The following is a 12,620-nucleotide window of genomic DNA, read 5'->3' on the forward strand; positions in this document are numbered from 1 at the left end:
TCTGTTTTTAGTTCCCGGCCGCCTTAATCATTATTCATGGGGAGTCAGTTGATGCAATTCGCATACACGATTATTTACGTACCTGACGTTGCCGCGTCGCTCAGTTTTTTTGAAAAGGCTTTTGGCTGTCGTCGTCGTTTTTTAGATGATTCAGGCATGTATGGCGAACTCGATACCGGTGCAACCAAGCTGGCGTTTGCGGTACATGAAATGGGGACTTTTAATTATCCCGGTGGTCATGTTGAAGCCCATAAGTCTGCGCAACCACTTGGTTTTGAAGTCGCCTTTGTCACTGATGATGTGGCGCAGGCACATGCGCACGCTTTGCAGAGCGGTGCCAGAGAACTTTCACCGCCTTCACAGAAACCGTGGGGACAGACGGTTTCTTACCTACGCTGCCCCGATGGCATCATGGTTGAGTTGTGCACGCCGTTGCCAGACTGAATTCGTGAACGACAGACGCAAGGAAGTGCTTAAAAAACTTGCAGATCTGTGGCGATAGTACAGAATACAGTGCTGTCCTCGTCGTAATTTTTCAGTCGGAGTCCGCCATGATGACCGTGCCTATTGTGATCGCGTTTGAAGCCTCGGGTTTTGGCAGAGGCAGTTATCCGGTTGAAGTCGGTTTTTCTCAGCGTCACGGCGAAGGCTGGTGCAGCCTGATCAGGCCAGAACATGACTGGAATCTGTGGGACGAGATTGCTGCTGGCTTACACCAGATTCCACGTGAAATTCTGGTGGCGAATGGTAATCCCGCGCGGATGGTCGCCGAACAGCTTAATAGCCAACTCGATGGATATACCGTGTACACCGATGGCTGGGTGCATGATTACATCTTGATGGCACGTTTGTTTGAGGCGGCGGCGTGTTCACCGAATTTCAGATTAGCCGATCTGCGCGAAATCATTTCACCGCAGCAGGAATCCATGTGGCAGGCAACAAAAATACAGGTTGAGGACGAACTCAATTTGGCGCGCCATCGTGCCAGCAACGAGGCGCGGATACTGCAATTGACATGGTTACGTACATTTGATGCCTGTCGCATCCTTCATTAATAAGCGCAACGCCTCATTTTTTGTGGGCGTGGGTTGTTGCAGAAACTAGCCATTTTTCTTCCTTTAACATCGGCCTGACAGCCTAGATGTCGATTCCATGTATCGCCATTGCTTCCCGCAACTGATCTGCAGCAAGAGCAAAATTAAAATCATGTATGGCGGACGCAAGTGTAATAAAACGTTCACCGAGAGCCGCCCGCATCAGCGCTTCGTGCTGATCAAAGGTATCGCTGCTGGCAAAATCATCCGCCGCAAGTTCCGCGGCGAGACGAATACTTATTTCACGCAATTCGCCCAGGTCAACAGCCACCGCGCTCTGTACTGACTCGACTACCGGGAAGCGCTTATCGATTGCGCTAACGAGTTCCGCCAGCGTGCCTGGAACGAGTTTTAGTGTTGCTTGAATTTTCTCCTTCGGCTCTCTATTCCTGATGGACTGTTCAAGTGACTCGGCCATCGTGCGCAATTCTCCGGCACCAATTTGTCCGCATAAACCTTTGAATGTGTGTGCCAGGCGTTCCGCCAACACCAGATCGCCTTGTGTCATTGCCTCTGCCAGCCGCTCTGGAAAATCTTTCTGGCCGTCACTGAACTTGCGAAGTAAAGACGTGTACAGCGCTTCTTTTCCCAGCGCGTGATGTAAGCCAGCCTTCACATCAAGCCCGGCAACAGGCGCGATCGTGACAACGTCAGATTGCTTATGTGCAGGTTTGACTGTGGCGAGAGTCACTTCCCGCAGCGGTTTAATCCAGCGCCGCAGAGTCATCCATAACTGATCAGGATCGATAGGTTTGACGAGGTAATCATTCATACCGGCGTCGATGCAACGGTCACGGTCGCTTGCCATCGCATTGGCTGTCATCGCTATTATCGGCAACGCCGACCACTTTGCCTGCTTGCGAATTTCGCGGGTTGCGGTGACGCCATCCATGACCGGCATTTGCATATCCATCAGAACCATATCGTAGTCCTTGTCCTGATTGTTCAGCATATTCATCGCAATCGCGCCGTTATCAGCAATGTCGACCAGAAACCCAGCCTGATGAAGCAGTTCCATCGCGACTTCCTGATTCAGTTCATTGTCCTCAACCAGTAAGATGCGGGCACCGGTAATCGCTGCCAGATCGGTTCCGGGTGCCGGATGTTCTGCCGAGCGCAACTGGCTGGTCTGGGTGGTGCCGAGGATGCGCATTGCGGTGTCGAACAATAGTGACGAAGTCACAGGCTTGATCAGAACATCATCGATTCTTGCATCGTCCGCAGCCTTCATAACTTCGTCGCGACCATAGGCTGTGATCATCACCATGTGCGGCGCATTCATCGGCATGCTGTCGCTGATTTTCCTGGCGGTGGCAATACCGTCCAGACCGGGCATCTGCCAGTCAAGAAACACAATTTCATAGGGCTCGCCCGCGTTTGCGGCGCGTACAATTTCGGCGATACCGGCTAACCCTGAAGGCGCGAGTGAAACAACAAACGACATGTTGCTTAACATGTCGCCAATCACTTCGCGGGCGTGATCGTTGTCATCAATCACCAATACGCGGCGGCCACGCAGATCCGGTGCCGGTAGCAATTGTTGTTGTTTTCCCTCGCGATGACCAAGCGGTACGGTGAACCAGAACGTGGAGCCTGTTCCCAGTTTGCTGTCGACGCCAACCTCGCCGCCCATCAGGCTGACCAGTTGCCGCGAGATGGCCAGTCCCAGACCGGTGCCACCATACTTGCGGGTTGTGGAGGAGTCGGCTTGCTCAAAACTTTGAAATAAGCGGTTGCGTTGTTCCTCATCCAGACCGATGCCAGTGTCGCTGACTGAAAAATTGAGAATCAGCTCGCGGGACGAAGCACGCGCAACGGCGACCCGGATCGCGATATTGCCCTGCTCAGTAAACTTGACGGCATTATTGGCATAGTTAATCAGCACCTGACCGATACGCAATGGATCTCCGATCAGGCTGTGAGGAACGTCTGCATCAATTTCTAAGATCAGTTCGAGGTTTTTGGCGGCTGCTTTTTCGGAAATTAACCCGATCACATTTTCTAATACCTGATCCAGCTCGAAATCGATGGATTCGACAGTCATCTTGCCAGCTTCTATCTTTGACAGATCCAGAATGTCGTTGATGATGCCGAGCAGGTGCTGGCTCGACCACTGTATCTTTTTCATGTAATCGCGCTGGCGTGGCGTCAATTCAGTCTTCATTGCCAGATGCGACATTCCGATAATCGCATTCATTGGTGTGCGGATTTCATGACTCATGTTGGCGAGAAAATCCGATTTCATGCGCACTGCGTTTTCAGCCAGGGTTTTGGCCGCGCGCATTTGTTCTGTGGCGGCACGTTCGGCGGTAACGTCCTCGAACACCACAACGTTGCCTCGCGTCGGATCAGCCGGATCAATGGCCCGGCTGAAGGTACGGCACCAAAGCGAGCTGCCATCTTTGCGTAACAGATTCATCTCGCGGACATCGATTTTTCCATGCAGGATGTTCGGATAAATCTGATTACCTGCGTTAATGTAGGCATTATCATCATGGAACCAGATCCGGGTTGATTGTCCGATTTGTTCGCTGAAGGCATATCCCAACATTTCATCCATGCGCCGGTTGCAGCGCATGATGATTCTGTTTTTGAGCAAGACAATTCCGGTACTCGCCGCATCAAACAGCGCGTCCCGCTCGTGTATTGTGGTATTCAATTCGGCGGTTCGTATCTCTATCAGTTGCTCAAGGTGTTCACGATGACGTTCAAGTTCATCAAGCATCGCCTTTTTCTCGGTGATGTCTTCCTTGATTGCAAGATAGTGCGTTATTTCGCCATCGGGTTGACGTATTGGTGCAATGTTGGCGAACTCCACATATTCGCTTTGATCTTTGCGCCGGTTGACGAGCTCGCCGCGCCAGATTTCACCGCGCGAAAGCGTCGCCCACATGTCGTCGTAGGTTGACTGTGGTGTACGCCCGGATTTGAGGACGCGTGGATTGATGCCGATGGCTTCTTCTTTTGTGTATCCGGTGTTGCGCTGAAAAGCATCATTGACATATTCGATTCTGGCATTGATATCGGTAATGACGATACTGTCCGGGCTTTGCTCGACCGCAAGAATCAATTTACGCAATTGATTTTCCTGTTGCTTCCTGACGGTAATATCCTCTTTGATCGCAACATAATGGGAAATACTGTCATCCGGCTGGCGTAGCGGCACAATAATCGCCGCTTCTATCTGTTCCCGCCCCGCGCGATCGAGGTTGATGAATTCGCCATGCCATGTCGTGCCGTTTGTCAGCGCCTGCCACATGGAATCATAGACTGTCGCCGTTGTTTTGCCTGACTTGAGCAAGCGGGGATTTTTTCCGATCACATCTTCGCGTGTGTAACCGGTATTGCGGGTGAAGGCATCATTCACATACTCGATGCGGCAATCCAGATCGGTGATGATAATGGAGTTGGGGCTTTGTTCAATGACCAGCGACAGTTTCCGTATTTCTGCCGCGACTGCCTTCTCAGCAGTAATATCGCGCCAGATCGCCACCAGATAGTCGCGCTCTTTTTGCCGAATTGCCTTGACGTTGACACGAACCTCGATGACCGTGCCATCTTTGCGCCGGTGACGATTTTCGAACTCCACTCGACCATGGTCTGCGACGTTTTTCCTGAGTTCGGCGAATTTTTCTTCAGTGTCCATCGTTGCCTGCGTATCCGTCACGCGCATGCTGAGCATTTCTTCGTGCGTATAACCCAGCAGTTTGCAGCTCGTTGCATTTGCTTCGATAAAGCGCAGGGTTTCCATATCCACGAGTTCAATGGCATCCGGCGCTTCAGCAATGACAGTGTCAATCAGTGCCTGCCGGTCCGCTTCCTCGGCCGCGATACGGTGCCGCTCGACGGCAGCAGCCATGTGGGTCGCGATGGCTTCCAGCAGGCTCTGTTCTTCGGGAATGAACGGCGCTCCCGCATCGGCAGGCAGCGCTGCGGTATAGACGACGGAGACCCGCGCATTTTGCCCCTGGATTCCGATGAAAGAGGCACTCAGGCGCTCCCCTGAGGCTTGCTTACCGTAATGCTTGTCACCGCAATCGATGAATCCTGTTGCCATATCAGGAAAGCGCATCGCCGCTGGCAGCCGCGCTGCGACTAAATCAAACATACTCTCAATCGCGATGTCGTCGCGGACAGTGATACGCAAGATATCGAACAGGCATGAAAGCTCTTTCATGCGCTCACCAAGATCATACTGCGCTTGGCGGTGCGCCAGACTGGTCTCGCGAAAGGCAAGCACGGCACGCGCCAGATCACCCAGCAGACTGCCTCTTTTTTCTGCGATGACTTGTACGTCTGGCAGCGATTTCGGGGTCAGAACACCTTCTGATAAACCATCCAGAGCAGACGTCAGCATCGACAAGCGACCAGTCAGACGCATGATCAGGCGTAGCCATATCACGATCAGCATCAGTATCAACAAGCCGCCGATCACAACGTTCTGGATCGCATGTGTCTGAAAGTTTTTTTCCCGTGTTGCACTGCGCTGTGCCATCTGATCGTTGAGACTGGCTGCGACGATGCGCACTTGTTGCGAGATATGTTGCTGACTGAGGGTTGCCTGATACGTATGGCTCATCGCACTGGACGTATCGGTTACGGCCAACTTTGTCGCCGCAAGGACGGCATCGCGATAATCCTGAAAATTCTTCTGCAAATCCCTTAGGTTCTTCTCATCCACCGCTTCTTTTGCTGCTACCAGCTGTTGTTCCATTTCGGTCAACTGGTTTGCCAGTTGCTGATGTATACGGTTGGCAACCGCCTCATCAATCTTTTGCAAACGGGCTTGCTCTATCAGCGTCGCGAGCTGAACCTGAATTGCTGTGATGCCGTTGTTGATATTTCTGTTGAGCTTCAGTTTTCTTTGATCCTCGGCTGTTTCGGCAAGCGCGGTCTGATGTTCCTTGTTTAGTTCGCGGAAGGACAGCAGATTAAGCGTGCCGGCCAACAGCACAAACAGTGCTACCGGCAAAAAAAAGCCCATTATGTAAGGTAGCATCGGGCTACGTAAAAGCTTCATTTGTAATCCTGACGTCATTGATGAAATGTTTCAGCACTTACTGCAATCCCGACAAACTCTGTGGTGTTGACCTATGACCGACCGCCGTGACTAATCTGAGTGACGGTCGGTGTTGTCGAATAAATTTTCGTTGAAGTCTTTCTGACTCAGCTGAGCTCTGAGACAGGATCAGCGTATCGCGCAGCAATCTCGGCAAAGCGCTCGCGGCAAGCGACAAAAGCATTAACGACCGCTGGATCAAAGTGCTTACCCCGGCCATCCATGATGATTTTTGTTGTCTCGTCGAGCGTCATTGGTGGTTTGTAAACACGGCGTGTCATCAGTGCATCAAAGACATCTGCCAGCGCCATCAGGCGTGCCGACACCGGAATCGCATCACCGGCAAGACCGGCGGGATAGCCGCTGCCATCCCATTTTTCCTGATGGCTCAGGGAAATTTCGCGAGCTACCTTGAGAAACGCAAACGCACTACCTGCAATTTCTTCCATAGCGTCATCCGCACCAGCTAATGCCTGCTCCATTGCCTTGGTAATCGCATCGGCACCGATCGTCGTATGTGTTTTCATGATCTCGAATTCCTCCACGGTGAGACGACCCGGTTTGAGGAGGATTGCATCCGGTATGCCAACTTTGCCTAGATCGTGCAGCGGCGCTGCTTTGACAATCATGTTAAGTCTGGGGCCTGCCAGCGCATCGCGGAAACGTTCGTGCTCGGCCAGATTTCGTGCCAGCAAATCCACGTATATCTGGGTTCGCACGATGTGTTGCCCGGTCTCGTTATCACGCGCTTCAGCAAGACAGGCGAGTGCCCGTATACTCAAATCCTGTATCAGCAGGTTTTCGCGCATACGGCGTGCCACCTCGCGTTCTAGCCAGTCGTTTTCATTGGCAAGGCGATCGCGTGCGCGCTTAAGTTCCAGTTGCGTATGAACGCGCGCCAACACGATAGAAGGATTGAACGGCTTGGTAATGTAATCAACCGCACCGAGTTCGAGGCCAAATTCTTCGTTTTCCGCAGTCGCCATGGCGGTGATGAAGATGACGGGTATGTTTTTTGTATTTCCATTAGCGCGCAGATGGCGTAATACTTCGTAGCCATTCATTCCGGGCATCATCACGTCCAGCAGAATGAGATCAGGGCGAGGGTCAGAGTCGGCTGCATGTAAAGCCCGTTCACCGGAGTTGGCGGCACGGATGTGGTAGTCCTGTTTCAGGAGTTCGCCCAGCACCTTGATATTTTGTGGCGTATCGTCGACGATCAGAATGGTGGTGGGTGACGCAGAGTCCGAAAGGGAACTTTGCGATATGCTTTTATGCATGACATTATTCTCTTATTGTGACTGGCGATTGTAGGAGTCCCGAATTCAGTATATCTGAGATGCTTTGGTCTGGAAAGCGGTGCATCCGCAGCGTTTTATCGTATGTCCAGACTGCCTTTGATGTTGATGCGCAAGACATATTTTTCGCTGTATGTTTTCCCATCGGCATGAATATTTCCCCCCTCCTGTCTGCCGTTTCTGCATTTCATTCCTGGGTTTTGACACGCTGTCGCATGGCTATCGCTTCGTGCTGAATAAATCCGTATTCTGTTTCCATCGTATCCGGAAACAGAATCAGGGAGGGAACATAGCATGACTAAAACCGATTATATGAATGCACTCAAGCTGGCTCTGCAAGATTTGCCGGGAGATATTCAGGAAGAGCTGTTGTGGACGTATGAGGGAAAGTTTATTGATGGCATGGTTGCAGGAAAAAGTGAGCAGGAAGTCATTGCCCAGTTACCGACACCGGCGTTGGTTGCCATCCAGCAAAAAGCAGCAATACATCTTCGTCAGTTTAAAAACAAAGTCAGCGTCGGTAACCTCGCACGCTTAACTGTTGCTTTGCTTGGACTGGCGATTTTCAATCTGCTGATGCTGATTCCTGCGCTGTTTTGTTTCGCCATGTTAAGCAGTGCCTTTATTACGGCATTGTCTTTGTATTTCGCTGGCATTTTACTGACCGCCGGCGGTATTACAGGCGTTGATGAATTGCATATCCATGACACGCCGTATCAGCTTGTTGTTGATCACTCGCCTGCGACTGCAGATCGTCAGATAGATAAGCAAGCCCGGGTCGATATTTCAGCGTCCGGGATTCAGGTCAATGGTGAATCTGTTGCGGAAGATGAGCAGCAGACAAAACGACTCTGGATTGCGGAGCCGGTCGATATCCAGATTAATCTCGGCAAACAACTTGATCTCTACGATGTATTCAAAGGCATTAGCATGATCATAGGATCGGTGGCTTTGATGATGTTGAGTATGTTTTTGACCGGGCTTAGTTTCCGTGGATTCAGACAGTATCTGCGCTGGAATTTTTCGCAACTCAGACTCACCCCGGCGACCTGAGTCAATGCGAAAACTGATGAATATCATTCCCCCGTTACTGTTACTAACAGCGATTAACCAGAACGACTGAAAGGATTAGGAAATGAAATACATACTTCGCACAGGAGCAGGCATGCTGGTGCTGGCAATCATCCTGACCGCTGCTTCGGCTTTTATCATGCAAGCACATGCCGCTACCACGCTGACAGAAGCTGCTGCCGGTAATTTTTTTTCCAGTGACAGCAACGATACCCGCCCGGTGACAGCACAGGTCACACAAGTAGTGTTAAGTGGGCCGATTGATTTGCTGTTGCATGCGTCAACTGTTCCATCCCTGTCGGTGAGGGGCGATCCCAAGCTGGCTTCACGGGTGACCACCAGAGTTGACGGTAATACTTTATACATTACGACACGCGGTATCTTTATCACTTTAGGAAAATCCGAATCTGTCAGAGTGGAACTGAATTTACCTGTGCTTGAAAAACTACAGTTGTCTGGCAGCGGTGACGTGAATGTCAAAGGCTTTAAAGGAAAGAGGCTGGAGTTCAGCATGCGCGGTTCCGGCGATCTGATATTTGACGGCGATTTCACTCAGATATTGGGCGCGATGAGCGGGAGTGGCGACTTAAATTTATCGCTGGCGAATAGTGAGCAAGTCACGTTAAGCATGCAGGGGTCAGGTGATGCGATGTTAAAAGGTCAGAGTGCTGCACTGACTGTCAAATTATCGGGTTCCGGAGACTTACATGCGGAAGCGTTGAAAGCGAAGCAGGTATTCATAGAATCGCGGGGTTCGGCAGACAGCAAGATTTTTGCGACGGAAGAGGTGAATGCACGGCTGACGGGAAGCGGCGATCTGTCGGTACAGGGAAATCCGCTGCGGAGGAATGCCGAACGTCTGGGTTCCGGCGACATTATCTGGCGATAAAAGGAGAAAACTTCTGAAAAGTGTTGCAAATTGAACTCAAAATTTGCCTTGTTTTAGTGCGAAACAAAATTTTGAATGGTGCATTGAATTTTATGTAATTCAAAATATTGTTTAGTTGCCTGTATAAAAAATTAAATTGTATTTCGTCAGACTTGGTATTGAAACTCTATTTATCTCGAAAAAATTTCTGCAATAATCGTTTCGGAAATGTAAATATTTGTTTCAATTTGATTGATGCAGCAACAAGTAACAGCGGAACTCAGCGTAAACAGACTGTTCAGACTGTTTCTTTGTATCAGAGACAGTCGTGCTGGTGAATTTTGCATGACACCTGTTGTTGCCATCTGGAAAAGATGAAACGCCCATCTGCGCAATCCTTGCGTAGTTCCGTTTTTAACCTGACCAACCAAGAACCATGACTGCTAAGCTAAGTAAATGCCTGACCGTGTTATTTGTTGTGTTTAGTTTCATCACTGGCGCGACAGCCCAAGAAAACCCCGTGCAATTCATGAGCCGTGCCAACGCTAAAGTGGCTCGCGCCGCCGCTTTAAAAAACCGCTGGGAAGGGCCGGTGGATGGCCCGAAGATACACAAGAAAAAGAAAATTATTTTTATTGCCGGTGATATGAGTGATGCAGCGATTGCAGGTGTCTTTCACGGCGTCCGTGAAGCCAGTGCGGCGGGTGCCTGGGAGACATTGTCGATTGATTGCCGTGGCCGCTGTAATCAGGGCGCAGCCATCATTTCTCAGGCAATCGATATGAAGGCGGATGGCATTATTCTGGCGGGTGTCGATGTCGCGACGCAGGCCAAAGGAATCGCGGCAGCGGCAAAAGCGAAAGTACCTGTCGTTGGCTGGCATGCGTCTGTCAAGAGTGGCCCGACTGATGGTTTGTTCACAAATATCACTTCGAATCCGAAAGAAGCCGCGCAAGTAGCGGCCTTATTTACGGTCGTCGATTCGAACAGCAAAGCTGGTATCGTCGTTTTCACCGATTCCAGCAATCCCTATATGGCAGCCAAGTCGGCGGCAATGATAGAAGCGATCAAGCAATGCGACGGCTGCCGTATCCTCAGTGTCGAAGACGTGCCGCTCAGTGACGCTTATCTGAAAATGAAAGGTGTGGTGGAGAACGTAGTCAAACGTCACGGTGCGAAATGGACGCATGTGATGGCCGTGAATGACTTTTATTTTGATTTGCTGGATGCCTCCAGTATCGCACCATTGGTGGCGTCCAACAAACTCTCGGGAATTTCCGCCGGGGATGGTTCTGCGACTGCTTACCGTCGTATCCGTAGCAAAGGAATACAAAGTGGCACGGTTCCTGAGCCTCTGACCATGCATGCATGGCAACTGGTGGATGAACTTAACCGTGCATTCTCAGATCAGCCGGCCAGTGCGTTTGTGACGCCGGTACATCTGGTGACATCGCAAAATATCGCCTATGACGGTGGCGAGAAAAATACCTTTGATCCCGCCAACGACTATCGTAATCATTATCAGCATATGTGGGCGAAATAGCTCGCAAGCACAGAGGCGTATCATTACGCCATCAATAAAAAAGGCAGCTCACGCTGCCTTTTTTATTATTCATCGATTTTTTTACATCAATCAATCACCCATAGTTTGTGCGCATCCAGCTCCAGGCGGGCGTGGGCAAACAAAGCATCGATTTGCGCGGCTTCAGCGGCGAGTGTCGCATCAATCGCATTACGACGGATTTGCAATGTATCGCTGAGCGAGACTTCGCCCAGCTTATAGGCGGCCAGCGCCGTTGTTGCCTGCGCCTGACTTTGCTGCTGTACTGCGTGCATGGTTTGCCAGATCGTATACTGCTTTTGACTTTCCGATACCACGCGCTGCGCCTCACGCGTTACTTTGAGCCGTGTGAACTGATATTTTTCTTCCGCCATTTTCGACTTCAGTGCCGCTGCACTGGCATCCGCTTTGCGAGCCGTACCTGATAAGGGAATAGAGATACTGATGCCGTAGATACGTTCCTGCCCGCTGCGTTCGCGCGCTGCGCGTATGCCCACGGTTGGGTCGGGCATCGTTTCGGCAGCAATTCTCGACGCCTGTAATTTTGACAGCGCCGCTTCTGCTTCGGCCAGTTCCAGCTCATGATTATCGTCCATGATCTGATCGACCCAATAGCTATGGCTTTGTTCTGTTTTCAAGGGCACCGGCAGTTGTGGCAGCTCGCTGATCTGCAGCCCTGAATACAAGGTTGCCAAGGCCTGTTTCTGCTGTTCTTCACGCAGTTGCGCTTGCTGCAATTGGGCTTCCACCCGTTTTGCTTCGGTGTCTGCCAGCATCAGTTCCAGCCTGGCAGCGTCACCCGCTTTCACGCGTTTTTCCGCCATGCTGCGCAGTTGTACCGTGATATCGACTTGTTCTTGCAGGCGTTGGCGATAGGCGACCGCGCGCAAGGTGTCGAACCAGTCGTTGAGTAAGCTGCGACCAGCTTCATGCCAGCTGTCGGCATACGACAGTTGTGCCATATCGACGGTTTTATCACCGATGGCGGCATCTTTACTGGCTTTGCCAAACCAGCGCAACGGCCGTTCTATGGCGATTTCCTGATCGCGTAAGCTGTCGCCATTTTGTTCGGTGCGGCGTGCTTGCGAGACCCGCATAACCCATTCATGGCTACCGGCTTCCAGACGTTGCTTGCTGGCCTGTGCGAGTTCTTTATTCAGTGTGCCGGAACGCAGTTGCGGTAGATTTTCCAGCGTTTTTCTTACCACTTGCTCCGGCGGCAGAATCGCAGCGATATCTGCTGGCGTCGCCGGAGGCAACACATTGGTCGCTCCTGCGATGGCTGAATAACTGACAATACTGATCAGAGCCAGACGCATGGCGGTAGGTAAGATGTTGTTCATGACAGTCTCCCGAATTGCAAAACGGGGGTAATCCAGTAGCTGATGTCCTGGCTTTTAATTTCCAGCGACAATTCTTTTAACAACTGGCGCAGTTTTTCCTGCTCGCCGACGACCAGGAATAGCTTGCGTTTGCAGCGCCCCTGCACCTGTTCCATAGAACTCAGCAGATTGGCGCCTTGTCCCATGCCTTGTGCTGCAACGATAGTGAAGCCGCTCGCCAACGCCGGGCGGAGTAATAAGAAGTCAGCAACCTCGTCTTCGAGTGTCACCGGGATAGCCAGATTCAGCAGGGCATCCATGTTTTTTTCAGATTGAGTCATGCCATA

The 12,620-nt window shown here is 51.2% G+C and carries 9 protein-coding genes; 5 read left to right on the top strand and 4 right to left on the bottom strand.

All coding sequences use genetic code 11. From position 1 onward, the window contains the following. The first annotated feature begins 51 nt into the window (after positions 1–51). Together H8K38_RS07940 and H8K38_RS07945 are read left to right on the top strand one after the other, a co-directional pair. Positions 52–444 (top strand): VOC family protein, encoded by a 393-nt coding sequence (locus H8K38_RS07940; protein ID WP_186884283.1) that lies wholly within the window; start codon positions 52–54, stop codon positions 442–444. 107 nt (positions 445–551) lie between these two features. Then, entirely contained in the window at positions 552–1,055 is a 504-nt protein-coding gene (locus H8K38_RS07945) for a hypothetical protein (protein ID WP_186884284.1), read from the top strand. A gap of 82 nt (positions 1,056–1,137) precedes the next feature. On the opposite strand, the gene H8K38_RS07950 is transcribed toward H8K38_RS07945, so the two are convergent. Together H8K38_RS07950 and H8K38_RS07955 are read right to left on the bottom strand one after the other, a co-directional pair. Beyond that, positions 1,138–6,114, bottom strand: coding sequence for a PAS domain S-box protein (locus H8K38_RS07950; RefSeq protein WP_186884285.1), 4,977 nt, complete (start codon positions 6,112–6,114; stop codon positions 1,138–1,140). Between the two features lie 146 nt (positions 6,115–6,260). Further along, on the bottom strand, positions 6,261–7,433 hold the full coding sequence (locus H8K38_RS07955; RefSeq protein ID WP_186884286.1) for a two-component system response regulator: 1,173 nt from the start codon (positions 7,431–7,433) through the stop codon (positions 6,261–6,263). A gap of 312 nt (positions 7,434–7,745) precedes the next feature. Here H8K38_RS07955 and H8K38_RS07960 point away from each other — a divergent pair, with 312 nt between their 5' ends. The 3 genes from H8K38_RS07960 (at position 7,746) to H8K38_RS07970 (ending at position 10,933) form a co-directional block, all read left to right on the top strand. Next, on the top strand, positions 7,746–8,504 hold the full coding sequence (locus H8K38_RS07960; protein WP_186884287.1) for a DUF1700 domain-containing protein: 759 nt from the start codon (positions 7,746–7,748) through the stop codon (positions 8,502–8,504). Positions 8,505–8,586: 82 nt separating this feature from the next. Then, a complete protein-coding gene (locus H8K38_RS07965; RefSeq protein ID WP_186884288.1) occupies positions 8,587–9,411 on the top strand; it encodes a head GIN domain-containing protein in 825 nt (274 codons plus the stop codon). Positions 9,412–9,826: 415 nt separating this feature from the next. Continuing rightward, the gene (locus H8K38_RS07970; protein WP_186884289.1) at positions 9,827–10,933 is read left to right on the top strand and encodes a substrate-binding domain-containing protein; all 1,107 of its coding nucleotides are present in this window, start codon (positions 9,827–9,829) and stop codon (positions 10,931–10,933) included. Between the two features lie 86 nt (positions 10,934–11,019). On the opposite strand, the gene H8K38_RS07975 is transcribed toward H8K38_RS07970, so the two are convergent. After that, entirely contained in the window at positions 11,020–12,294 is a 1,275-nt protein-coding gene (locus H8K38_RS07975; RefSeq protein ID WP_186884290.1) for a TolC family protein, read from the bottom strand. Beyond that, positions 12,291–12,614: a DUF3240 family protein gene (locus tag H8K38_RS07980; protein ID WP_186884291.1), complete on the bottom strand. Its 324-nt coding sequence runs from the start codon at positions 12,612–12,614 to the stop codon at positions 12,291–12,293. The genes H8K38_RS07975 and H8K38_RS07980 overlap by 4 nt, the downstream gene beginning before the upstream one ends. Positions 12,615–12,620 lie beyond the last annotated feature (6 nt).

This window comes from Undibacterium sp. FT79W, assembly GCF_014284215.1.
Taxonomy (GTDB): domain Bacteria; phylum Pseudomonadota; class Gammaproteobacteria; order Burkholderiales; family Burkholderiaceae_D; genus Undibacterium; species Undibacterium aquatile.